This is a genomic window from Vibrio sp. ER1A (genome assembly GCF_000733315.1).
GTDB lineage: Bacteria > Pseudomonadota > Gammaproteobacteria > Enterobacterales > Vibrionaceae > Vibrio > Vibrio mediterranei.
This window is the reverse complement of record NZ_JPJA01000084.1, coordinates 197,936-223,017: the sequence shown is the minus strand read 5'-3', so window position 1 is coordinate 223,017 and position 25,082 is coordinate 197,936. Positions and strand designations below refer to the sequence as shown.

Sequence of the window (25,082 nt, the reverse complement as noted above, 5' to 3'; positions counted from 1 at the left end):
AAAAAAGGAAATACAATGTTCGAAAAACCAGTTGTTAAGTCGTTCCAATACGGCAACCACACTGTGACGCTAGAAACTGGCGTTATCGCACGTCAAGCTACTGCAGCTGTAATGGTAACAATGGACGATACGTCAGTATTCGTTTCTGTTGTTGGTAAGAAAGAAGCAGTAGAAGGTCAAGACTTCTTCCCGCTAACAGTAAACTACCAAGAGCGTACTTACGCTGCAGGTAAAATCCCTGGTGGTTTCTTCAAACGTGAAGGTCGTCCTTCTGAAGGCGAAACACTGACTGCACGTCTAATCGACCGTCCAATTCGTCCTCTTTTCCCAGACGCATTCAAAAACGAAGTTCAGGTAATCGCGACAGTAATGTCAGTAAACCCGAACGTTCAGCCAGACATGGTAACAATGATCGGTACTTCAGCTGCTCTTGCTATCTCTGGTATCCCGTTCAACGGTCCTATCGGTGCAGCACGTGTTGGTCACATTGATGGTCAACTAGTACTAAACCCAAGCAACACTGAGCTAGAAAACTCTAAACTAGACCTAGTTGTTGCGGGTACTGAAGGCGCTGTTCTTATGGTTGAGTCTGAAGCAGACAACCTAACAGAAGAAGAGATGCTATCAGCAGTGGTTTACGGCCACGATCAACAGCAAGTTGTTATCAAAGCAATCAACGAGTTTGCAGCAGAAGTTGCTACTCCAGCTTGGGACTGGGTTGCTCCAGAAGAGAACACAACTCTTAACAACCGCATCGCTGAACTAGCAGAAGCTAAACTTGTTGAAGCGTACCAAATCACTGAAAAGATGGCTCGTTACGACCGCATTCACGCGATTGCAGCAGAAGTTAACGATGTTCTTCTTGCTGAAGATCCAGAAGCGAACACTAAAGAAATCCACACTATCTTCCACGATCTAGAGAAGACAGTTGTTCGTCGTAGCATTATCGCGGGTAACCCACGTATCGATGGTCGTGAAAAAGACATGGTTCGTGCGCTAGACGTACGTACTGGTGTTCTTCCACGTACTCACGGTTCTTCACTGTTCACTCGTGGTGAAACTCAGGCAATCGTAACTGCGACTCTTGGTACGCAGCGTGATGCTCAAATCATCGACGAGCTAACAGGTGAGCGCAAAGATCACTTCCTACTACACTACAACTTCCCTCCATACTGTGTAGGCGAAACGGGTTTCGTAGGTTCTCCTAAGCGTCGTGAAATCGGTCACGGTAAACTGGCTAAGCGCGGTATCGCAGCAGTAATGCCTTCTGTTGAAGAATTCCCATACACAGTACGTGTTGTATCGGAAATCACTGAATCTAACGGTTCATCTTCAATGGCTTCTGTATGTGGTACGTCTCTAGCGCTTATGGATGCTGGTGTTCCAATCAAGTCTTCTGTTGCGGGTATCGCAATGGGTCTTGTTAAAGAAGGCGACGATTTCGTTGTTCTTTCTGACATCCTTGGTGACGAAGACCACCTAGGTGACATGGACTTTAAAGTAGCAGGTACTAACACTGGTATCACTGCACTTCAGATGGACATCAAGATCGAAGGTATCACTAAAGAGATCATGCAAATTGCTCTTAACCAAGCGCAAGGTGCACGTAAGCACATCCTTTCTGTAATGGATGAAGCTATCTCTGGTGCTCGTGAAGACATCTCTGAGTTCGCTCCACGTATCCACACAATGAAGATCAGCGCAGACAAGATCAAAGACGTTATCGGTAAAGGTGGCGCGGTTATCCGTCAGCTAACTGAAGAGACCGGTACAACGATTGAGATCGAAGACGACGGTACTATCAAGATCGCTGCGACTGACGGTGACCAAGCGAAAGATGCGATCGCTCGTATCGAAGCTATCACTGCAGAAGTTGAAGTGGGTAAGATCTACACGGGTAAAGTTGCTCGTCTAGCAGACTTCGGTGCATTCGTAACGGTTCTTCCAGGCAAAGATGGTCTAGTACACATCTCTCAAATCGCTCATGAGCGTGTTGAGAAAGTGACTGACTACCTGAAAGAAGGTCAAGAAGTTCAAGTTAAAGTGCTTGAAATTGACCGCCAAGGTCGTGTACGTCTAAGCATGAAAGAAGCAATGGAAAAGCCTGAAGCGAAAGCTCCAGCAGCGGATGAAAATTCAGCGTCTGACGCAGAATAATTCGCTTTTCTAGACCATTACGTTAAAAAGCGTGCTATAAAGAGGGGGCAATAGCCCCCTTTTTTAATGCGCGAAGGATAATTCCCGCTACTACGCATTACGCTGTGCAACTATAACGATACTTTAAATGTTGCCAATAATAGCGACGCCATAGTGGGTACAAGGAGAATGATATAGTGAAGTTGTTTCGAATCTTAGGATTAAGCTTAGTGGTGGCAGTGACTGGTTGTGCTACCAACTCGTCAACACAAGGTGAACAATGGTTGAACCCACCAATGGCTGTGCCATTACAGGCAAATGTTCAATACGAAGTTCAAGTCGCCCGATTGACACAGCTTCTGCAGCGCAGTGACCTTGAGAATGACGTCAGAGCAAAAATGCACTTCGAGCGAGGCTCCTATTACAACAGCCTCGGATTACGTGACTTAGCTCAGTTAGACTTCAATCAGTCATTACAACTTAACCCTGCGCAACCTGTCGTTTTTAACCAAGTGGGGCAGTACTTCACCCAAATTGGCGATTTTGACTCTGCGTATGAAGCCTTCGATTCGAGTTTAGAGCTTGACCCTTCAAACTCTTATGCATTAAGAAACCGTTCTATTGCGCTTTACTATGGTGATCGTATTCCATTAGCGATTGAGGGCATGACGCGGTTATTACCAAGAGAACCCTGCCGATCCGTATCGTGCCCTTTGGCTCTACATCATTTCTCGTGAGGCTGGTCCACTGGATGCTGCTATTGCACTAGAGAAGCGCTACCAAGCACGTAATAATGATTGGGGCTGGATCCTGGTTGCGTTGATGTTAGATAAAGTCTCTGAAGAACAGGCATTTAAAGCGATTCTCGCTAGCAGCCGAGACAATAACGTGTTAGCGGAAAGACTCACTGAAGTCTACTTCTACTTGGCAAAACGTCATCAGATCGATGGCAATTATCCAGCAGCAGTCTCTCTATATAAGCTGGCCATCGCCCAGAATGTCTACGATTATGCCGAGCATAAGTACGCATTTCTTGAGTTAACTAAAATCTTTGAAATTGTGAGAGCACAACAAGCAGAGCAGGCGAAGCAAGAAGCTAAACAAGCAGCAGAGAGCACCACCGACTCACAGTAATGTGAACTTTTCACAATCATCGCTACAAAAACACCAGCCTAGCGCTGGTGTTTTTTTATCCGTTGACTCTAGTTCTAATTTAGCTAAACTAGTTAGCCATGCTAATTAATAGTTAATATGAATGACTATAGAAACTAATTTAGAGAAGATGGAGCGGCTGACGTCGAAAGTATGGCGTAGCTACAGCAAAGAAGACCCACTAGGGCACCTGAGCTTCAATGAATACGATTATTTAAAAGCAATACAATCTTCAGCAGAGCCGATTCGATTAACCGATCTGGCAAAAGAACTAGAGGTGTCCAAACCCTCAGCAACCAATATGGTTAAAAGACTTGAGCGTAAAGGTTTGGTGAAGCGATTATCGTGTACCGAAGACGCGCGTTCAAAGCGAGTGACCTTGACGGAGAAATCACGATTACCGCTAATGTCGGAAGCTGAGATATACAGTGTGGTAGCGGAAAAACTGCGGGCACATTTAGACGAGCAGGAGTTCGCCTTGCTTGACACGTTATTGACCAAAGCACTGAGATAAAAATTTAAGGATTTAGTTAGCTAAGATAACTAACTATTTGGATGATATGACTGAGAAATCAATCTATAAACAATTCTGGCGCTATGCCATTCCGACCGTTGCGGCTATGTTGGTTAATGGTCTTTACCAAGTGGTCGATGGCATCTTTATTGGACAGTATATGGGAGGGGATGGCCTAGCCGGCATTAACCTCGCGTGGCCAATTATCGGTACGATTCTTGGTCTAGGTATGATGCTCGGCGTGGGCACTGGTGCGCTGGCCTCGATTAAACAAGGCGAAGGTAAGCTGACAGATGCTAAGAATGCTCTGGCTACTGGATTAATTGCGCTTGTGGCCTTAAGTCCTGTTATCGCTGTGATTTTATGGCAATACTCAGATGTATTTCTAAGCATTCAAGGTGCAGAAGGGCGAGTACATGACTTGGCTATGCAGTACTTGGACATCTTGATTATTGGTGGTGTATTTACTCTGGGCTCGATAGCAGTGCCATTTTTGCTACGTAATGATGATAGTCCTAACACCGCTACTATGTTGATGGTGCTAGGGGCCATTATTAATATTGCCTTGGACTATTGGTTCATCGCGGTTCTTGATTGGGAGTTGCGTGGTGCTGCGTTAGCGACAGCGATTGCTCAAGCGGTAGTGACACTGCTAGGTTTTGCCTACTTCTTCTCAGGTCGAGCTAAGATGCGCTTATCGTTAGCCAATCTTAAGTTCCAATTTAGTATGCTGCCATCAATCATATCTATTGGTTTGGCGAGTTTCTTTATGTATGCCTATGGCTCGTTTATGGTCGCGCTACACAATGGATTGTTTGCTGATTATGGTTCGGTCACCTTAGTGGGGGCCTATGCAATATTGGGTTATATCGTCGCGTTTTACTATCTTGTGGCTGAGGGGCTGGCAAATGCTATGCAGCCATTACTGAGCTATAACTATGGCGCGAGAAGACAAGATAATATGCGTAAGCTATTTAACATTGCGACTTTGAGTGCGGTATTAGGCGGTGCCATTTTTGTCACTGTGTTAAACCTGTTCCCATATCAAACGGTATCAATCTTTAACTCGAGTGAGCCGCTTTTGATTGAGCATACCGTAAATGGGATTCGCCTCCACTTGTTCTCAATGTTCTTAGATGGCTTTATCGTGGTGGCTGCTGCGTACTATCAAGCGATCAGTAATAGTCGAAAAGCGTTGTTTGTGACGCTGGGTAATATGTTGGTTCAGTTGCCATTCTTGTACATTATGCCCAAGCTATGGGGAGTGGATGGTATTTGGGTTGCGTACCCACTTTCCAACATCGCGATCAGCTTGGTAGTCGGTGTCATGATATGGCGTGACATTAGTAAGCTTGATAGAACGGCTTTACAGCCGCTCACGGCATAAAAAAAGACCTCGCGTATCAGCGAGGTCTTTTCATTTAAAGTCGGGGACTAAATCTGCTTGATATCGAGCCCAGCGATCTGATGCCAGTAGCCGTTACATTGCCTATCCAATATTTTGGCCGGTTGTGTGCCATCTTCGTTCGCTTTAAAGCGATCAACTTCAGCGAAGGTATCCAACCCTAGCGGGCTAAGCCTAACCACATCTACCAAACCTTGCATAGATTTCAGGTCATTGATCAGGTTGTATTGGTAACCAGATTGAGTCTGAATACCATTGAGGTTAAAGACTGACTGACCTTCTTGGCTCTCCACTTGAAGACCCGTTGGATACTTAATACAGCAAGTTTCGCAATCGTCTTTTGCTCGGTTCTCAGCACGAGCTGTAAAGCAGCGTGCCGAGTAAGCTAGCGGTAGATAACCGTGACTAAAGACTTCTACCTCAAATTGATCGCGGATACCAATATTGTCGGCTTGCTCTAGAGCGTTGCTTAACCACTCACGCGATAACTCAACAGGCATACACCAGCGAATCATGCCTTGTTTGGCAAATAGCTTCAGTGTGTGGGCATTGTAGGTATTAACGGCAGGACCAACAACAAATGGAACTTTGTGTTCACTTGCTAGTTGAATCGCTGAGACATCATTGGCTTCGATCGCAAAGTCACCATTATCGATGTACTTTTTCATGATGTTAACTTCGCTTGGTGCTTCTAGCAGTGCCATTGTTGACAGAACTACCTGCTTGCCTGCTAGATTTAGCTCCTTAGCGATATCTAACCAGTGTGCTGGTTTCATCTCTCTGCGTTTTGAGCACACGGTTTCTCCAAGATACACGATATCTGCGGAGCTCGATTTAGCTTGCTCATAGAAACTTTCAACGTCTTGTTTTGGCCAAAAGTACAGTAATGGGCCTAATGCGTATTTCATAAGTTGCTCCTTACTGCCATTTTCTATGGTAGGCACCCAATGTGGTTTGGGTTCCTTCAGAAACATTTGCCAAGGCTTGATCCCAGGTTGGTTTCACTTGATAGTTCTCAGGATTACGTTGATACGCATCGATGGCTTCACGCCAAGTTCGAGTGACTTGCTCAACGTAAGCTGGACTGCGCTGACGTCCTTCAATTTTCACCGACGCAACATTAGCGGCGAACAACTCAGGAAGCATAGACAAAGTGTTCAAACTGGTTGGCTCTTCAAGTGCATGGTAGCGCTTACGCTCTCCTTCTATTTCGGCTTCAAAGCGGCCTTTACAGAGTGTCGGATAGCCGGCATTTTCGCCCTGAGCGTAGCGGTCAATAAGAATGTCATTTAGACGAGACTCTAACCCTTGCTCTGTTTCTTGCCAGCGCACGTACTTCGCTGGAGAACACGCACCAACCGTATTAGGTGATTCACCGGTCAAGTAGGACGACAAATAGCAGCGCCCTTCAGACATGATACAAAGACTGCCGAACGCGAATACTTCAAGCTCGACATCAGAGGTAATGTTTCTAGACAGTTGTTTTACCTGATGAATAGACAGCACTCGAGGTAATACAACGCGCTTTACATTAAAGTTTTTATGGTAGAAGTCTACAGCAGCCACATTGGTCGCTGAGGCTTGTACTGAGAGGTGTAACTCTAGCTCAGGATACTTATTGGCAGCGTAATCCAATACAGCAATATCGGCGACAATCAATGCATCGACACCAAGATCGGCAGCTTGGTCGACGGCATTAGTCCAGCGCTCAAAGCCATTAGGGTGCGCGAAGGTATTCAACGCGATATGTAGCTTTTTATTGCGATCGTGAACATATTGAGCCGCACGCTCGAGTTTCTTTCCCGTAAAGTTTAGACCAGCGAAATGACGCGCGTTGGTATCATCTTTGAAACCGATGTAAACCGCATCCGCACCGCAATCAATTGCAGTTTTTAGAGCAGGTAAATTCCCTGCTGGGCATAAGAGTTCCATATGCTCATTACCATATTTCTGACAGTAGCCCGCATTTTATGAACAATTATGAACAGCGAATTTGATGTAAGGCAGGTTTACCTTAATAAACACGTAATTAACACCAAAGAGGTAACGTTAACATGGTCAATTTCGATGACGACGGTTTTGCGCAAATAGTGCTTCGACTTCGTGCTTAGGTTGTGGTCGGTGAAAGTGGAAGCCTTGAATGGAGTTGCAGTTAAGATTGGAAAGTAGTGTTGCTTGGTGGCGTGTCTCCACACCTTCGGCGACTACAGAGAGATTGAGTGATTTACCGAGATTGATGATGTTTTCGATAACGGTGAGCTGTTTTGGCAGTGTATCGATATCCATGATAAAGGCGCGGTCGATTTTAAGTTCATCTATTGGGAAGTGCGCTAAGTAGGATAGCGAAGAGTATCCTGTACCGAAGTCGTCAATAGACAACGCAAAGCCGAGTTTCTTGATGGCATCGAGCATTTGCAATGTGTGTTCACTGTTGCTCATTACCGCACTTTCAGTGAGTTCGAACGTGATACAGCTAGGATCCAAGCCTGTGCTGCGTAATAAGCGCTCCATATAATCGATAAGCTTAGGGTTGCCAAATTGCTCTGGAGACAAGTTGATCGCCACGCGACCCGGTAAGATACCTTGTAGTTTCCAGCGTTTGACGGTGTTGAACACGTCGCGCATGACCACGCGGCCAAGGCTTTCGATTAGTCCTGCTTGTTCTGCCACTGGGATAAACGAAGCCGGGCTTATATAACCTTCGACGGGGTGTTTCCATCGAACTAGCGCTTCTGCACCGTTGATACTAAAGTCACGGGCATTGACCTTGGGTTGATACCATACCTCCAAGCCATTTTGCTGTAGCGCTTTTTGCAGTTCTATTTCTAACCAAAGGCGCATGCGCGCTTCTTTGTTCATTTGGTCATTGAACTTAACGAGACGGTTCCTGCCTCTGGCTTTGGCTTCATACATGGCCGTATCGGCATTTTGCAGCAGGATACGTGCATCATTTCCATCGTTTGGGTAATGAACACTGCCAATGGAGCAAGCAAGGCGTTTGCTGAAGTGGTGTAAATCGAAAGGTTGGTTGATGAGACCAATGATTTTCTCAGCCAACATTTCTACCGTGCTGTTGCTTTCAGGCTCTGGGAGAATGATCCCAAACTCATCACCGCCTAAATGGGCCAATACCGATTGTTGAGGAAGGTGACGCTTCAGTCGAGAAGACACCTCCTGAATCACTCGGTCGCCAATGTGGTGCCCTAAAGAGTCATTGATGTTCTTAAAGTTATCAATGTCGAGGTAAAGCATGACGAGCGGAGTTTTATCTTGAATAAAATGATCCAAGCAACGGGTGAAACCTAGTCGGTTGTAGAGCTTCGTCAAGGTATCAATGTTGACGTCTTCATTGCTGTTTTGAGCCACTGGGTTTGGCTTTTCGTCCATATCTTGAATTAGGACTAAATGAGCACTGTTGCCAAATAGATTAGCGTCATCGACATGCAGTGACAGTCGGCGCTGCGTTCCGCAGTACTCACTGGTCAAAAAATGCAGTGGTGTGCCGCTAGCGACATTGGCTAAATCGAGTTGCACACGATTGTTATTTTTCTCGTTACTTAGTAAGCGGTTTAACGACTCACCTAGTAAATCGGTACTTTTTGCGTAACCAAATAGACGTGCAGACGCAGGGTTGGCCGATAAAATACAATCGTCTTCAACCAGAATTAATCCATCTGGGATAAGCTGAGACAGTTTGAGGAACTTGCTTTCTGATTCTTCGAGAGAGCGGGTTAGGATCTGTTTTTCGGATGTGTCGATGGCATGGAACACTATGTATTCGATGACGCCGTCATTGAGGATTGGCGACACGCTGAAATGCAGGCTGGACTCGACATCCGACTCATCAAGTGTCACTTCGGCTTCAATCGATTCACCTTGTAGCGCACGATCGTAATAGGGTTTTAACTGGTTATAAAAACGCTCACCTAGTATTTGCAAGTCATTCATGCCAACTAAGTCGCTGTGTGTTAACCCTGCCACATCACAATAACGGTCGTTGACCATACAGTAATGATGCTCGTCATCCAAAATAGCAAAAAAGAAGGGGCTATTGGATGTTAACTTAGCAAAGTATTCCTTTAACATTTTGGATGACATCAATGTACTACCAGTTCTCCGGAGAGCTTATATATCAGTAACCCCAACACTATAACTGTGATTTATCAGTTAGAAAAGGGTAAAGGCGAAAGCAAAAAATTTTTGATGCACAACAGGATTTTTTTTGTACTAATGCCGTATTATTAGCCTTCTGAACTACAAATTAACGGAAAAACCGCGTGTTAGACAAGATTCGAAGTCAACTAGTTAAAAACGCAGCACAAATTTTGCGATCTCCAGTCCACTTTCTGCCAACTAAAATCCAGAATAGAGCTTTGCTTGAAGGACTAAAAACCGTTTTTAAAGAAGCACTTGAGGACGGTGACTTTGAATTTCTCGAAGAAAAATGGTTAAAAGTTCATATTCGTGATCTAAACCTCAGTTGGTATATTTCTTACAGCGATGAACAGCTGGTGGTTTCTGAAACTGTCGAGCAGGAAGATGTCAGTTTTAGCGGTAATTTAAATGACTTAGTGTTGATTGCGGGTCGTAAAGAAGACCCAGATACTTTATTCTTCCAACGCCGCTTGAGTATTGAAGGTGATACCGAGTTAGGTCTAGAAGTGAAGAACTTAATGGATAGCGTTGATCTTGACGCATTACCGAAACCAATGCTTTCTGCATTGACTCATTTAGCGGATTTTGTTCAGAAAGGCATGCAGCCTGCAACAAATCCTAACGAGGTAGCGAATGCTTATTCGAACTGAAGCGCCGGCCGATATACTTGCCATTGACCGATTACTCAAATCGGTATTTGATACGGATGCAGAAGCCAATTTAGTAATGGCACTGAGAGAAAATGGTCGTTTAACGTTATCTTTGGTAGCGTGTTCCGATGAAGGTGAAGTCATTGGGCATCTGTTGTTTACACCTGTCACTATCGATGGCGACGACTTATCATGGCAAGGTTTAGCACCGTTAGCGGTTGCCAAGGAGCATCAGGGGCAAGGAGTAGCATCTGCACTCGCTGAAGAGGCATTCACCACTTTACCTGAGTTCGGTTATCCCGCTTGTGTGGTGCTTGGAGACCCAAGCTATTACGGACGATTCCAGTTTTCTTCTGCAGCTGACTATGATCTTCATTGTCAGTGGGAAGTACCAGAAGGTGCATTCCAAGTTCGTTCATTGACGGAAGATTCGGTGGCCGAACAGCTCGCGGGCCGTAAAGGGTTGGTGGATTACTGCCCTGAGTTTAACGGTCTGTAATAGCGTTCAAAGTGAAATATCAAGCCTAACGCTGTGTCATCACCGCTAGGCTTTGTTTTATCCGCACGTTGATATCTTGGTAATCAAATAGAGCTCTGCTAAACTGCGCGTCATTATGACGGCGAATTACTTGGCGCAAATCAATCATGCAAGACAGCATAAAACTACAGTTAATGGGCGTTCAAACATGGGAACTAACTCACCCTGAGCGTATTCCTGTGCGTAGTAGCCCTTCGTTGTCACTTCGGCCTGACTGTCGACTCTTGTTTGTTTCATCAGTAAAGCCGCAAGGCGATAATGTGCTGTTCTATCAGAAGATCCTTAAAGCGATGAAGTTGGATCTTAGTGAGACGCTACATATTGCTCCAGAACAATTACTTAGTCTTGATGGTCAACATATACCAGAATGGATATGGTTTGCTGGAGAAGAACAGGCAAATGAGCGCTTTGCTCAATTAACGCAACAGTATCAATTCACCACGTCCCCGAAAAAACTCGTTTCTCCGCAACTGTCTAACATTGATGGTAATGATATGGAAAGACGTGCACTTTGGAATCAAATCCGCAGCTATGGCTAATCTTACCTTTGCAATCATGGATACTGAGCACTTGGATGCCATCTTATCCATAGAAAATATGGCGCACTCCCATCCTTGGAAAGCCTCCATGATTACCGACTTGAATGGACGCGGAGCTTTCAATTATGTGCTATTGGCCGACGAACGCGTTGTTGGCTACTTTTATGCACAGAACATTGTAGGTGAAGTTTCGTTGCTAAATATTGCGGTCTCACCGAGCGAGCAAGGCAAAGGCTACGGTAGGGCATTGCTGAATCACTTTTTAGAACAGTGTGAATCTCGTGAAGCAGAAAGTGCTTGGTTAGAGGTTCGAGAAAGTAACCAAGCCGCAGTTTCTTTGTATCTTGATGAAGGGTTTAATGAAGTTGACAGACGTCGTGATTATTATCCATCAGACCAAGGTCGAGAAGACGCCGTTATCATGAGTTATTATTTTTTATTCTCGAGTTAATTCTGCTGTCTATTTCTAAATCACGAGGGTAGTGACCTATCCGCATGGCCCTCTATGAAGCGAGGTAATCTAGTCGTTCTGTAAATAGGTTACATTACCCGTAGTTACTTCGATAAAAAAACGATTTCCTCATACTTCCTATTAGTTATTGATAACAATAGGAATAGAAAATGAAATACTTCTCTGTAGTTTCTGCTGCCTTATTGAGTGTTATTAGCGCTCAAGTAATGGCAGATGAGGCACAAGTGAATGATCCTGCCGATGTAACCCGTCCCCAAACCTATCTTAAAGTTGATTCTGGCGCCAAAGGTAAAGATGGTATGACTCGCCTACAGTTAAACATGGCGGGCTCATACAGCGAAGACATTGGCTATTTAGGCCAGTTTGAAACCGACTTTCAAACTAATCTGGATGCGCAACCAGGCAAATCTAAAGACTTTGGTTTGTCGCGTATTCGAGCTCGTTACTTTCAAGTGCACGCAACGGGCTTAGAGGTACTCCCAGAAATAGGTTTCTCATTGGACTACATCAGCTATGGCTCTAACTGGGTAGCTAAGAACTCAGGCACAGAGCAAACTGCTGCTATTGGTGCCGTGGCTAAAGTGATTACGCCATTTGAAAATTGGGTCTCTTATCCAAATTTGGCTGTAATGAAGAATGAGTACGACAACGGTCGCTCAGAAAATGGCTGGCAAGCGAATTGGTTTAACTCTTTCTATCTAACTGAAAAAGGGTCTTACATCACAGTAAACCCACAGTACGCCAACTACAACAATGCTATCGGTAAGAATGAACAATCTCTTGAATTGAATTTTGAAGGTGGTATTCCGCTTACCAATGATGGCAGCATCTGGGGTAACGTGACCTATTCTGAACACTTCTTTAAAGCGGCAGGTGAATCGCGTATGAAACACTTAGACGGTAACCGAGAAGTTCGCATTGGTGCGACTTGGTTCTTCTAATCTCATCGCTTTACTCAGTTTAAGGCACGGAAGCCTTTATTCATCCTCTCTAATTGTTTCTTACTTTTTTCTCCGTGTTACTGGATCGATTCCAGTTAATAACTCAACAGCTGTTATCGGTCGAGATAGAGTGCGTTTTGACTTTATACCCACGTTACTCAGCTCGTTTAATCTCAGTGTGAAAAATAGAAGAGAGGCCAATAATGAAAGTGCCATTTCAGCTAACAGATAGAGTTGTTGTCATTATTGGCGGCACCTCTGGTATCGGAGAGGCGATTGCTCATCGTTTTAGCTCTGCAGGCGCTAAGCTGGTCATCGCTGGAGTTAATGCATCAGACAAAGAATTGCAATCACTAGAAGCCCTCTATATTAATGCTGACGTGACGGATGAGTTGTCACTGAGTGAACTGATGGCTATTACCTTCGAGAAGTTTGGCAAAATCGACGTGTTAGTGAATTGCGCGGGTTCGACTAACGGTTACAGTACCATAGTGGAATCGAAAAAAGATGAGTATGAAGCCAATTTTTCCGTCAACGCACTAGGGACAGCATTGTCGATGAAGCATGCAGTGCCCTATATGCCTAAAGGCAGCAGTATCATCAATATTGCCTCGATGTCAGGAACTCAGGGTGTGCCTTATCTTGGCGCGTTAGCTAGTTCAAAGTGGGCAGTGCTTGGCATTACTCAAACGGCGGCTTTGGAGCTTGGCAGTAAACAGATTCGTGTTAATGCCGTTTGTCCCACCTCTGTCGATACCCCTCGTGCTTATGCCAAAGGTGGCGAACCTCAACTGAGAATGGAGAGACGTTCGATCCCGATGGGAAGAATTGCTCAGCCTGAAGAAGTGGCGGCCGTTGTCCACTTCTTGGCCTCTGAAGACAGTAGCTTTGTTAATGGTCAATCCATCGGAGTGGACGGTGGCTTTAGCGCAGGTATGAGTATTGAAGCCTACAACCAACTTGCGCAGTAATTGAGAGCAAATAATGAAAAAACACATTCAAATCACTTTAGTACTACTATTATCAGCCAGCTTTAACAGCTACGCGTACTACTGTGACCAAACCGCGGAAGGTACCATAGTTGGTGCCGTGGATGGAGCAATAACCGGAGCCATTGTTGGTGGTATTGTTGATGGTGGTGAAGGCGCGAAAACTGGTGCTGTTATTGGTGGTGGCGCAGGGGCTGTTGGGGGGGCTATCGATGGCGCTTATTATGAGGGCGCTTGTGAGATGGCAACTGACGCTATTGTTGAAGATGAGATCATCGCTGAAGAGTATATTGCTGAGGAATATATCGAAGAAGAATACATTGCCGAAGAAATCGTGGAAGAAGAGATTATCGAAGAAGAAATGTATGATGATGACTATTACGATTAGAATCTAGACAAAAAAGAGAGCAAACTGCTCTCTTTTTTAATTAATAGCTATGAGGTTAAAGCCTGCCTAAAGCGTTGAGTAACTTTGTTTTTATCTCAGGGCTCGCAATATAAGCGCTGAGATAGTGCTCTTCATTGTTCTCAAAATCTGGCTGCATTTGCAGCATTTCTTTATAGCTGGCTTGAGCCTGTTTGAACTCACCTTTATATACTTGAATGATCGCTTTTAGCATTGGAATCCAAAATACACGGCGTAATGATAGCTTGCTAATGGCTTTATCGGCACCATCAAAATCATCAAGCATGATTTTGTGAATAATAGAGGCCACAGAGAACCATGGTGGTTTAAATGGGTTCAAAGATTTTGAGTCTTGAATAAGTTGCAATCCTCGGTCAAATTCCCCTGCCATGCATAATGCCCAGCCGGATAAGCCAATCTGATAGGCGGCATTAGGGTTAATCGCAACCACTTTATCGACAGTCTCGATGACGCTACTGACGTCTCCAGAAACTTGGTGCGCCATTAACATCGCTATTTGGGACTCTTGGTTAGTCGGCTCTAGCTCAACCGCTCGTTTGGCATAGTTAAGGGCTGTTTCTACTGCACTGTCGACCTTATTCATTCCTAACATGTCAGCATCAAAGTAAAGTACAGCTAACATAGCATGCAGCAACGCAACATCAGGTTCATTTTGTACAGCGCCTAACAAGGCTTGAGTGGCCTGTTGGTGGGTATCTTCCGAGAGCGTCATTAAGTAGTGACGATAACGCAATGTCGCTTCATAGGTAGAGAGATGCTCAATCTTTTTCTGGTTACAGCTTTGATAGATTTCTCTGTGAATAATGCCAAAGCTGGAAGCCAGCTCAGCGACGACTTCCGCAATGATGTCATCTTGAACAGAAAATAGATCGTCGGTTGCTAAATCACAGGTGTACTTCTCAGCCCAAACTTGCTCACCGGAGTCAGTGCGATACAGCTTGGCGTAGATTCTCACCTTATTACCTAATGCCTGCATGGTACCGGAGGTAATAAACGACACACCTAGCTTTTCGCCTAAACCTTTGACATCGGCAGAGGTTCGAGGATCAATGCTCGTTTCACCGAGAGCATGCATTGAGACGACTTTGAGCATATCAAAGCGCGCAAGCTCAGTGGCTAACTCTTCGCCGAAACCTTCAGCAAAAAAGCGTTTCTCAGGATCATCTGACAGTGAAAGAAACGGTAATACCGTTAAGGTAGGGCTTAAGGATTTCTGAGTTTCACGTGCAAACTGAGCCAAGGATGCTGTTTGTCTTGCTGCTTGAGGCGCTTGCGGCGTAAATAGTGGACTATAGCGCCCTTTTGGAATTGACAGGACAATGGGGTCATTGACGCCTTCGGTAAGGTAGTAGGTTTCTAGAGTTCGGCGAACTCGCCCTGCTTGAATTCTAACGATAGGATCAGCTTGGTGGTCAAAATCAGCATCACGATCAAACACTTCAGTTGCGATCGTAAACTGTTTTAGACGATCACCGTTACCAATGAGAGTCTGCTCGACAACAAAAGACAGTAACTCTTTCATCTTCGGACTTTGATCAAATGCTTTACTCGAAAGAATGCGGTTAAGCTGATCTTTGACTCGGGTTTGGTTCTCTTCTATTCGAATATCTAATGGAGCTTGTTCTGACACCGTAGTTAACTCTCTTATCGTAGGATCTGGGTATTTTGCCATTTTAAGACAGCTAAAAATAGTAATGAGTTCACTATTTGCGACTGCTCACCTGTGTTATTTAAGGTTAGCATCAAATGGCTGAGACCTTAGCTAGAAAGCGTTGAAGTGTAGGGTAAGTCCGAGGTTTATTGATAGATCCTGTCAAATAGCTTTTGTGTAGTAGCAAGTTTTTGAAATGATGTATATTTAGTTGGATAATTGTTAAAACATATAACTAGTAAGCCTTTCATTGTTTTGATGGATCGGTTTGCATAGCGTTCAAGGAAGAAGTATGAAGAAGCTATCGGTATGGTTGTTAGGTGGTATGGCAGCGGCGTCTTCTGTCTCTGCGATGGAACAGTTCCTCGATCCTAAAGATGGCATGTTCGATGCCAGTAAATGGGTACTTGATAATGCGGTTGGCTTTATGCCTGTACCCATAATTATCACCGATCCCGCTGTTGGGGCAGGTGGTGGTGCAGCGTTGCTGTTTTTCCACGAATCAGAAAAACGTAAGCAACTACGTGAAGAGAATCCCGATGAAGTCGTGGGATTGCCGCCGAGTGTGACGGCGGTTGCCGCTGCTGCGACTGAAAATGGCTCGTGGTTAACTGGGGCGTTTCACTTCGGTTCATGGCAGGAAGATACGTGGCGTTATCAAGGTGGTCTGTTCTACGGCTCATTCAACCTAAAATATTACGAAGGTGATATTCCTTTCGATTTCAATATCGATGGCTTGTACTTCATGCAGGATATTGATTATCGCATTGCAGGTAGTGATTGGTTTGTCGGTGCCAAATATTCCATCCTATCTTCTCAAAGTACTTTTGATATTGGCAATATTATTCCGGGTATACCGCCTATCGATTACGACATGAACGATGCGGGGGTTGAATTGAAAGTCACTTATGACAGCAGAGATACTATTTTCACACCGAATGACGGCCTGAAGGCAAAGCTGAGCGTCGATTTTCACAATTCGGCTTTTGGTGGCGATGTGGACTACCAAAAAGGACGCTTTCAAACCAACTATTTTGCACCGTTAGCCAATGATTTTGTTCTGGGGCTACGTGGCGATTATCAAACCGTTTCCAATGATGCACCATACTATGCTCGTCCATTTATTAGCATGCGTGGTATTCCAGCAATGCGCTATCAAGGTGATGATATGGCTTTGGTTGAAGTGGAAGCTCGCTATGACCTTACCCCTCGTTGGTCGCTAATTGGTTTTACTGGCACTGGCAAAGCGTTTGATGAAGGTGATAGTTTTTCAGATGCCAAATATCAAAATGTTGTCGGCGGAGGCTTTCGCTATTTGGTGGCGAGGCAGTTAAACATGCGAGCTGGTGTCGATGTGGCAAAAGGTCCTGAAGAGTGGGCGTACTATATTACTGTAGGTCATGCTTGGCAGCTGTAGTAAAAGAGTATTCAGAGTGATTAGAGCCAGCTATACGCTGGCTCTATTGTTAGTGGTTATTTTGCTTTTGATATCAAAGTGGTAATAGCAATGATGATAGCGACAACAATGCTTCCCGCGCAGTAATTGACGACAGCAACAAACCCTTCATTTTCGATCAGTTGACCCGCAATAAACGTACCTACGCCAAATCCTCCTGCCATTGAGAATAATAACAAGCCTTGTGTTAAAGCCGGTGAGCTTGGGCTCAGACTATCGGCAATCGATGGGATGGCCATATCAAACCATGAAATGGCTTGCATCATCAGCATGATCAGCAAGATTGGGATGAAACTTGGGATGTTCGAGCCTACAGCCAGCCACAAACCGAGAGCGGTAATGGCATAGCAGAGTAGGGCGGCCATCCAGACCGCGTAGGCACCATACTTTTCTGCGAAACGACCTGCGGGTTCAAGTAAGACCATAGTTAACACCGCAGAGGCTGATAATCCAAAGGCAGAGTGTCCCAAGTCGACGTTAAACACCTCCTTGATGATTAATGGTCCTGTTTCCATTAGGTTGCTCGAGGTAAACATCGAAATAAAGACTGTGGTGAGGAACAACACAAAAGCAAGTGTTCGTGGCGTTGATGTTGGTGTGTCATTCGATGAGGTTAACTCGCTGTTATCTGTCTCTGTCGTCATCTCAATCTTAGGCGGTGGTGATACAAACACCGCAAGGATAGAAACCATGACTAATCCCATTAGTAGTATCAACTGCTGCTCACTACTCCAGCCCAATAGGCTTACGATGCCGACCAGCAAACCAGCAACGACGATACCGAAAAACTGCAATTGAAATAGTCGACTCAATCCGCGACTGTGCGCTTCTTTTGGTAGTGCGTTAAGAACGAAGGTTGGGTTAAGAACCAGTTGGGTTACCGTGCCGATACCGATAGACAGCCCGACTAGTACATATAAGTAGGCTTGATTGGTGGCAAAATAGAGCAAAGCTAACGAAAGTAGGTGGGCAAATAGCGCTACCTTTTGCATTTGACGATGAATGGCGTATCGATCGCATATCCAGCCAATTAATGGTGCACAGATTCCAAATAGCCCAATAACAGACATGACAACGCCCATAAGCGCGCCACTTCCGGTGCGCTCTATAATGAGTGGTGTCAACATCAAGGCGATACCTACCCATTGCACGACACCGATAGACATTTGTGCCAGATACCAAGGACGAAAAATTTTCATAAATGATTTACCTATAGAGAAGTGATAGGTAAACACTGGGTTGCAGAGCTTAGCTATCGCCACTTTAATTCACTCATAGTGTAAAAAGAGGTAGCGACTTGCCGAAGTGTATAACCCGTAATTACTTTGATGGAATAGGTATGTTACCTACTAGAAACCTAGGCACAGAGAAAACTATTGATTGAGAAACCTAGCTAGATCGGTGAAAATAGCGCCCATTATTTTTTCGACGCCTTCGAATAGCATAAACACCGTTAGACCTAATAGGTGTTTGAGCGGCTATTCTACAAACCAAGAAGATCGAGATTCATGTCAAATCCACAATTTCAGCAACAAGTTTCTAAACGTAGAACTTTTGCGATCATCTCTCACCCGGATGCGGGTAAAACCACCATTACTGAAAAAGTACTGTTATTCGGAAACGCAATCCAAAAAGCAGGAACAGTCAAAGGCCGTGGCAGCGCGCAGCACGCCAAGTCAGACTGGATGGAAATGGAAAAAGAGCGTGGTATCTCGGTAACAACGTCCGTGATGCAGTTTCCTTATAACGATTGTTTGGTTAACCTGCTTGATACTCCTGGACACGAAGACTTCTCGGAAGATACTTATCGTACGCTTACCGCTGTTGACTCATGTTTGATGGTGATTGATGCGGCAAAAGGTGTCGAAGACCGTACCCGTAAATTGATGGAAGTAACTCGTCTTCGTGACACGCCTATCGTGACCTTCATGAACAAATTGGACCGTGATGTACGCGACCCAATGGAAGTGCTAGACGAAGTAGAAAGTGAACTGGGTATGATGTGTGCCCCTATCTCTTGGCCAATTGGTTGTGGTAAAGAGTTTAAGGGTGTTTATCACATTCACCGTGACGAAACGATTCTGTACGAATCTGGCCATGGTCATGAAATCCAAGAAGTTCGTATCATCAAAGGGTTAGATAACCCAGACCTTGATGACGCGGTAGGTGCTGATCTAGCAGAAAGCGTTCGTGAAGAGTTAGAGCTAGTGATGGGCGCTTGTCCTGAGTTTGATCTTGATTCTTTCCTTAAAGGTGAGCTAACTCCAGTATACTTTGGTACCGCACTTGGTAACTTTGGTGTTGACCATATGCTAGACGGCCTGACTAAGTGGGCACCAGCACCACAAACGCGTCAAGCGAATGAGCGCGATGTTGAAGCGACGGAAGAGAAGTTTTCTGGTTTTGTCTTTAAGATTCAAGCAAACATGGATCCAAAGCACCGCGACCGTATCGCCTTTATGCGTATTGTATCTGGTACCTATTCTCAAGGTATGAAGATGAACCACGTTCGCACCGGCAAAACAGTCAGCATTTCTGATGCGGTTACGTTTATGGCGGGTGACCGTTCTCGCGCCGAAAAAGCGTATGCTGGTGATATCATTGGTCTTCATAACCACGGTACCATTCAAATTGGTGATACTTTTACTCAAGGTGAAGCGCTGAAGTTCTCTGGCATTCCAAACTTTGCTCCGGAGCTATTCCGTCGCATTCGTCTAAAAGATCCATTGAAGCAGAAGCAGCTACTAAAAGGTTTGGTTCAGCTTTCTGAAGAGGGTGCTGTTCAGGTATTCCGTCCGCTACAAAACAACGACCTTATTGTTGGTGCGGTTGGTGTGCTTCAGTTTGACGTGGTTGTTGCTCGTCTAAAATCTGAGTACAACGTTGAAGCGATTTATGAAAGTGTTAATGTTGCAACAGCTCGTTGGGTTGAGTGTGATGATGACAAGAAGCTTGAAGACTTCAAACGTAAGAACCAACAAAACCTTGCGCTTGATGGTGGTGACAACTTGAGTTACGTAGCACCAACTATGGTTAACTTGAACCTAGCGCAAGAGCGTTTCCCGGATATTAAATTCCGCGCAACACGTGAGCACTAATCTATAGTTGCTAATACTAGATAATAAAAAACCGCTCTTTTGAGCGGTTTTTTTCGGTCTGCATATCGCATCCGGTTATTCGCGTTCTTTAGTGTAAGGCACGCCGATAGCTTTTGGTGCTACCGCCTTACCAATAAAGCCTGCGAGTAGGAATACGGTTAACACGTAAGGCACGGCTTCAATCGCTTGTACTGGAATAGGGAAGTCACCAATGGTTACGCCTTGCATACGAATAGCTAGTGCATCCAAGAAACCAAAGAGCAAACATGCACCCATTGCGGTAAATGGACGCCACTTACCAAAAATAAGCGCAGCCAATGCCATATAACCTTTACCTGCACTCATGTTTGGAATGAACTGAGCCGTTTGCGCTACCGACAAGTAGACGCCGCCAATACCCACTAATACCCCACAGATTGCAACAGCAGCGTAACGCATACGTACTACAGAGATACCAGCAGTATCCACTGCTGATGGTGACTCACCTACAGCACGTAAGCGCAAGCCGAAACGAGTTCGGAACAGTAGATACCAACAAGCAGGAACGATAAACACCACAAGGTATACCAAAATGGAGTGTCCACTAATCAGCTCAGAGTAGATATCGCCCAAAATAGGCACGTCCGCAACGGCATCAGCACCAGGGAAGGTAATCGGTGCGAAACGAGCGTCACCAGATAGGGCTGGAGTTTGACCACCTTGTTGGAACCAGTGGCGACCTAACGTAATGGTTAAGCCTGCGGCAAGAATATTGATTGCCATACCACTGACGACTTGGTCACCTCTGTGGGTTATACAAGCGAAGCCGTGAAGCAAGGCGAGAAGCACCGAGATACCTATACCAGCAAACAAACCTAGCCACGCTGAACCGGTGACATGGGCTGTAGCAGCACCGGCAAATGCAGCGGCCAATAGTTTACCTTCTAGTGCAATGTTCACTATCCCTGAACGTTCACAGAACATACCAGCTAAAGAGGCAAGAATCAGTGGCGTTGCCACACGTAAGGTGGCATCAAGCATGAGAATAATCGTTTCAAACATAATCAAGCGACTCCTTTCTCTGCTTGTTGCTCATTGTTTTTGCTACCAAAAAGTTTGAGGTAAGTACGTTCTAGTGAAGGACGGAACATGTGCTCTAGTGCTCCTGAGAATAGAATCACCAAACCTTGCAATACCACAACGATATTTCGGTCAACGCCGTATTCGAAACTTAGCTCAGCACCACCTTGATACAGGAAGCCGAACAACAAACTTGCTAATAGAACACCGATAGGGTGGTTACGCCCCATTAAAGCAACCGCAATACCAGTAAAGCCAAAACCTTCAACGAAGTTGAGTTTGATTTGATGCAGTTCGCCTTGTAATACATTCAAACCAAAGAAGCCCGCTAACATGCCTGAGATAAGCATGGTAAGGACAATGATTTTTACATATTTAATACCTGCATAGCTTGCAGCTGATGGATTTGAGCCGACAGAGCGGATTTCGTAACCCCAACGTGAGTGCCACATAAATAGCCAAACAAATACACAACACAAGAGCGCAAAAATGAAACTTAAGTTCATTGGGCTTGGTGCCATTTCAATACCGACCACAGCGAGCATTTCATGCATCTTTGGTAACCAGCTTGAGACTGCGAACACACGGCTTTCTGTTGCCATCGTGTTTTCAGGCTTCAAGATATCAACCAGTAGATATGCCATTAACGAAGAGGCGATGAAGTTGAACATGATGGTCGTGATTACGATATGGGAACCGCGTTTTGCTTGAAGGTAAGCGGGAATGAACGCCCACGCAGCACCAAATAAACCGCCAGCAATGATGGCAACTGGGAAGACAATATACCACGGTGCGTATTCACCTAGAGTCAAACAGACCAAGCCAACGCCCAAACCACCGATATACGCTTGCCCTTCACCCCCGATATTGAATAAGCCAGCATGGAAGGCAACGGCTACAGCAAGACCGGTAAAGATAAAGCCTGTCGCGTAATACATGGTGTACCCAAAGCCTTCTGCGTAGCCAAAGGCTCCCGTCCACATGACTTTTGCCGCGTCAATTGGGTTAATATCAATATAAATAAACAGCAGAGCCGACACCAAAAACGCGACTAATACGTTGATGGCTGGCAGCAGTGCCACGGTTACCCAAGCGGGTACTTTTGCTTGGCTCATGCGCTTTCTCCTTGTGGCTCTGCGTGTTCCCTGGATGCTTTAAGATGCTCAGGCATGATATTGGCCATCATTAATCCCAGCGTTTTCTCATCGGCATCTTCAATGGAGACTTCACCCACGATAGAGCCATCAAAGACCACTAAAATGCGATCAGATAGGCTTAGGATTTCATCTAGCTCAACCGAGACCAGCAAGACAGCTTTGTCTTCGTCACGTGCAGCAATGATTTGCTGGTGGATGTATTCGATAGCACCGATATCTACCCCACGAGTTGGTTGGCCGACCAAAAGCACATCTGGGTTCTGTTCCATTTCGCGCGCGATGACTAGCTTCTGTTGGTTACCACCGGAAAAGTTTGCGGTTTTTAATGTGGTGTCGTTAGGACGAACATCCCACTTATCCATGCTCTTCTGACAACACTCTTTAATGGCTTGCTTATCTTGCAGTAAGCCTTTGTTGTATTGTGGTAAGTGGTGGTAGCCCAGGATATACGCTTCTTGAGCTTCAAATTTGTTGATAAGACCCTGCTTATGACGGTCTTCAGGAATATGACCTACACCAATAGCACGTACCTGTTGAGGATCGAGAGGGTGATGTTTGTCGATATGGCTACCGTTAATGTCAATGCTGCCGGAATAAGGCTTAATAATCCCAGATAGCAGACCAAGTATTTCTGATTGACCATTACCAGAAACACCAGCAATACCAACGACTTCACCCTGTCTGACACCAAAGCTGATACTTTTGACACGCTCAACACCTGCGTCATCAAAAAACTGTAACTGATCAACTTTGATAAGCTCTTTCTTCGGATTCGCTTCAGATTTATCCACTTTTAGGCGAACCTTGCGTCCCACCATCAGTTCTGCCAGTTGCTCTTTGTTCGTTTTCGCCGTCACCACGTGCTCGACCATTGTGCCTTGGCGCATTACCGAAATATTGTCGGTAATCGCTAGGACTTCACGCAGCTTATGCGTGATGATCATTATGGTAGTGCCTTGAGCACGAAGTTTGTCTAAAATGCGGAAAAGGTGATCGGCTTCTTGTGGAGTGAGCACACCAGTTGGCTCATCAAGAATCAGGATTTTTGCGCCACGATACAGTGCTTTTAAGATTTCGACACGTTGCTGGAGACCAACAGGTAGCTCGCCAACAACGGCATCAAGGGGAACTTCGAGCCCGTAATCCTGTGCTAGCGCTTTCAGCTTTTTGCGCGCTTTACCTAAACTTTCATTTAGCTGCCATCCATCTTCGGCACCAAGAACAATGTTCTCTAATACGGTAAATGTTTCCACTAACATAAAGTGTTGGTGGACCATGCCAATTCCTGCTTTGATTGCTTCCTGAGAGTTAGCGGGCTTGTAAGGAGCGCCGTTCACTGTCATTTCACCAGCATCAGCATGATAAAATCCGTAAATAATACTCATAAGAGTGGACTTGCCAGCACCATTTTCACCAATGATGCCGTGAATCGTGCCCTGAGGAACTCTAAGATCGATAGCTCGGTTAGCGTGAACGGCTCCAAAGCGTTTATCTATCTGGTTAAGTTCAATGGCAATAGATTGTCCATTTGTCACTAGATACTGCCTTATAATTATACGCCGCTGTTTTTAGGCAGCGGCGTTGTTATGTTTACTTAGCTTCTTGATAATAAGCTAAAATAAGCTAAGTCTTTCATTCTGAGCTAGGACGCTTAGAAGTTACATGTGTTGTCAGACATGTAGTCGTGAACTTCGATCTTGCCAGCGATGATGTCCGCTTGAAGCGTATCTAGGTATGACTTCATTTCAGGTGTGATTAGGTCTTTGTTGTACTCGTCGTAAGCCCACTCAACTGCGCCTTCTTTTAGGCCAAGTACTTTGATGCCTGCTTCCCAAGTACCGTTTTCAGCGTCGTCCCAAGTGTTGTATGCAGCAACACCGACTTTCTTAACCATAGACGTCAGCATAGTGCCTGGTTGAAGGTGGTTTTGGTTTGAGTCAACACCGATTGCGTACTTACCAGCATCTTTAGCTGCTTGGTATACACCCATGCCAGTACCGCCAGCTGCTGCGTAGATAACGTCAACGCCTTTAGAGAATTGAGATTTAGCAAGCTCTGAACCTTTCGCAGGGTCAGCGAAGGCTGCAGGAGTAGAACCTGTCATGTTTTGGAATGTTTCGATTTCTGGGTTCGCGTATTGTGCACCTTGACGGTAGCCACATTCGAACTTACGAATCAATGGGATATCCATACCACCAACAAAACCTACTTTGCCAGTTTGAGAAGCTTTTGCTGCCAACGCACCTACAAGGAAAGAACCTTCGTGTTCTTTAAAGACAATAGATTGAACGTTTGGCTTATCAACGACCATATCGATGATGGTAAATTGAATATCAGGGAATTCAGTGGCAACTTTTTCTACGGCTGATGCCATGTTGAAGCCAACAGCAACAATAGGAGTGAAGCCACGGCTTGCAAGGCGACGAAGGCCTTGTTCACGTTGCGCTTCGTTTTGAGGTTCAAATTCACGAACTTTAATGCCTTTGTCCGCATTAAATACTTTTACACCGTTCTGGAAAACAGCTTCGTTGAATGATTTGTCAAATTTACCGGCTGTATCGTATACCACTGCTGGTTTCGCTGCGAATGCACCAAATGAAGCTACTGCTACTGCGAGCGCAGACATTTTTAGAATAGTTTTTTTCACGATCAATTCCCTTGTAGTGTCGAATGATAGAGCATCATTGACGATTCGATAGGCTAGGCTCATTCCAGTTTTTAGGTGCCTAGAAAATGGTCGCAT

General features: G+C 45.1%; 21 protein-coding genes and 1 pseudogene. 13 read left to right on the top strand and 9 right to left on the bottom strand.

Going from position 1 to position 25,082, the window contains the following annotated elements:
• The first annotated feature begins 15 nt into the window (after window positions 1-15).
• The 4 genes and pseudogenes from pnp (at window position 16) to HW45_RS05880 (ending at window position 5,189) form a co-directional block, all read left to right on the top strand.
• Window positions 16-2,157, top strand: a complete 2,142-nt coding sequence (pnp, locus tag HW45_RS05895; protein ID WP_038225491.1) for a polyribonucleotide nucleotidyltransferase — start codon at window positions 16-18, stop codon at window positions 2,155-2,157.
• Between the two features lie 176 nt (window positions 2,158-2,333).
• Window positions 2,334-3,270: pseudogene (nlpI, locus tag HW45_RS05890) on the top strand (lipoprotein NlpI).
• Between the two features lie 121 nt (window positions 3,271-3,391).
• Complete coding sequence (locus HW45_RS05885) at window positions 3,392-3,802, top strand: MarR family winged helix-turn-helix transcriptional regulator (RefSeq protein WP_031494136.1); 411 nt, start codon at window positions 3,392-3,394, stop codon at window positions 3,800-3,802.
• 46 nt (window positions 3,803-3,848) lie between these two features.
• On the top strand, window positions 3,849-5,189 hold the full coding sequence (locus HW45_RS05880) for an MATE family efflux transporter (protein ID WP_038225489.1): 1,341 nt from the start codon (window positions 3,849-3,851) through the stop codon (window positions 5,187-5,189).
• Between the two features lie 47 nt (window positions 5,190-5,236).
• Here HW45_RS05880 and HW45_RS05875 read toward each other — a convergent pair whose 3' ends face one another.
• The 3 genes from HW45_RS05875 to HW45_RS05865 form a co-directional block, all read right to left on the bottom strand.
• Window positions 5,237-6,115, bottom strand: a complete 879-nt coding sequence (locus HW45_RS05875) for a U32 family peptidase (protein ID WP_031494832.1) — start codon at window positions 6,113-6,115, stop codon at window positions 5,237-5,239.
• A 10-nt stretch (window positions 6,116-6,125) separates the two neighbouring features.
• A complete protein-coding gene (ubiU, locus tag HW45_RS05870) occupies window positions 6,126-7,139 on the bottom strand; it encodes a ubiquinone anaerobic biosynthesis protein UbiU (protein WP_038225488.1) in 1,014 nt (337 codons plus the stop codon).
• A 126-nt stretch (window positions 7,140-7,265) separates the two neighbouring features.
• Complete coding sequence (locus tag HW45_RS05865; protein ID WP_038225487.1) at window positions 7,266-9,305, bottom strand: sensor domain-containing protein; 2,040 nt, start codon at window positions 9,303-9,305, stop codon at window positions 7,266-7,268.
• Window positions 9,306-9,484: 179 nt separating this feature from the next.
• Between HW45_RS05865 and ubiT the strand changes: the two genes are divergently transcribed.
• From ubiT to HW45_RS05830, 7 genes are all read left to right on the top strand, one after another.
• Window positions 9,485-10,012 (top strand): ubiquinone anaerobic biosynthesis accessory factor UbiT, encoded by a 528-nt coding sequence (ubiT, locus tag HW45_RS05860; protein WP_006072010.1) that lies wholly within the window; start codon window positions 9,485-9,487, stop codon window positions 10,010-10,012.
• On the top strand, window positions 9,996-10,511 hold the full coding sequence (locus HW45_RS05855; protein ID WP_038225486.1) for a GNAT family N-acetyltransferase: 516 nt from the start codon (window positions 9,996-9,998) through the stop codon (window positions 10,509-10,511). The genes ubiT and HW45_RS05855 overlap by 17 nt, the downstream gene beginning before the upstream one ends.
• A gap of 146 nt (window positions 10,512-10,657) precedes the next feature.
• Entirely contained in the window at window positions 10,658-11,089 is a 432-nt protein-coding gene (locus HW45_RS05850; protein WP_038225485.1) for a DNA polymerase III subunit psi, read from the top strand.
• Window positions 11,082-11,540 carry a ribosomal protein S18-alanine N-acetyltransferase gene (rimI, locus tag HW45_RS05845; protein WP_038225484.1) on the top strand — a complete coding sequence of 153 codons (459 nt, stop codon included), beginning with the start codon at window positions 11,082-11,084 and terminating at the stop codon, window positions 11,538-11,540. Before HW45_RS05850 ends, rimI begins: the two co-directional genes overlap by 8 nt.
• A gap of 170 nt (window positions 11,541-11,710) precedes the next feature.
• Complete coding sequence (locus tag HW45_RS05840) at window positions 11,711-12,502, top strand: hypothetical protein (protein WP_038225483.1); 792 nt, start codon at window positions 11,711-11,713, stop codon at window positions 12,500-12,502.
• Between the two features lie 203 nt (window positions 12,503-12,705).
• Entirely contained in the window at window positions 12,706-13,473 is a 768-nt protein-coding gene (locus tag HW45_RS05835) for an SDR family NAD(P)-dependent oxidoreductase (protein ID WP_038225482.1), read from the top strand.
• A 13-nt stretch (window positions 13,474-13,486) separates the two neighbouring features.
• Entirely contained in the window at window positions 13,487-13,879 is a 393-nt protein-coding gene (locus HW45_RS05830; protein ID WP_038225481.1) for a hypothetical protein, read from the top strand.
• Between the two features lie 55 nt (window positions 13,880-13,934).
• Here the strand turns inward: HW45_RS05830 and HW45_RS05825 are convergent, their stop codons facing one another.
• Window positions 13,935-15,590 carry an adenylate cyclase gene (locus tag HW45_RS05825; protein ID WP_038225480.1) on the bottom strand — a complete coding sequence of 552 codons (1,656 nt, stop codon included), beginning with the start codon at window positions 15,588-15,590 and terminating at the stop codon, window positions 13,935-13,937.
• A gap of 271 nt (window positions 15,591-15,861) precedes the next feature.
• Between HW45_RS05825 and HW45_RS05820 the strand changes: the two genes are divergently transcribed.
• Window positions 15,862-16,986 (top strand): BamA/TamA family outer membrane protein, encoded by a 1,125-nt coding sequence (locus HW45_RS05820; RefSeq protein WP_051867823.1) that lies wholly within the window; start codon window positions 15,862-15,864, stop codon window positions 16,984-16,986.
• Window positions 16,987-17,042: 56 nt separating this feature from the next.
• On the opposite strand, the gene HW45_RS05815 is transcribed toward HW45_RS05820, so the two are convergent.
• Complete coding sequence (locus tag HW45_RS05815; protein WP_038225479.1) at window positions 17,043-18,224, bottom strand: MFS transporter; 1,182 nt, start codon at window positions 18,222-18,224, stop codon at window positions 17,043-17,045.
• Window positions 18,225-18,533: 309 nt separating this feature from the next.
• On the opposite strand from HW45_RS05815, the gene prfC reads away from it, so the two are divergent.
• On the top strand, window positions 18,534-20,123 hold the full coding sequence (prfC, locus tag HW45_RS05810) for a peptide chain release factor 3 (RefSeq protein ID WP_006071994.1): 1,590 nt from the start codon (window positions 18,534-18,536) through the stop codon (window positions 20,121-20,123).
• Between the two features lie 75 nt (window positions 20,124-20,198).
• On the opposite strand, the gene HW45_RS05805 is transcribed toward prfC, so the two are convergent.
• The 4 genes from HW45_RS05805 to HW45_RS05790 form a co-directional block, all read right to left on the bottom strand.
• Window positions 20,199-21,164 (bottom strand): ABC transporter permease, encoded by a 966-nt coding sequence (locus HW45_RS05805; protein WP_038225478.1) that lies wholly within the window; start codon window positions 21,162-21,164, stop codon window positions 20,199-20,201.
• A gap of 2 nt (window positions 21,165-21,166) precedes the next feature.
• Window positions 21,167-22,297 carry an ABC transporter permease gene (locus HW45_RS05800; RefSeq protein WP_006071990.1) on the bottom strand — a complete coding sequence of 377 codons (1,131 nt, stop codon included), beginning with the start codon at window positions 22,295-22,297 and terminating at the stop codon, window positions 21,167-21,169.
• On the bottom strand, window positions 22,294-23,874 hold the full coding sequence (locus HW45_RS05795) for an ABC transporter ATP-binding protein (RefSeq protein WP_038225477.1): 1,581 nt from the start codon (window positions 23,872-23,874) through the stop codon (window positions 22,294-22,296). The genes HW45_RS05800 and HW45_RS05795 overlap by 4 nt, the downstream gene beginning before the upstream one ends.
• A 116-nt stretch (window positions 23,875-23,990) precedes the next feature.
• Window positions 23,991-24,986, bottom strand: a complete 996-nt coding sequence (locus HW45_RS05790) for a BMP family lipoprotein (protein ID WP_231896575.1) — start codon at window positions 24,984-24,986, stop codon at window positions 23,991-23,993.
• Between the last annotated feature and the right edge of the window lie 96 nt (window positions 24,987-25,082).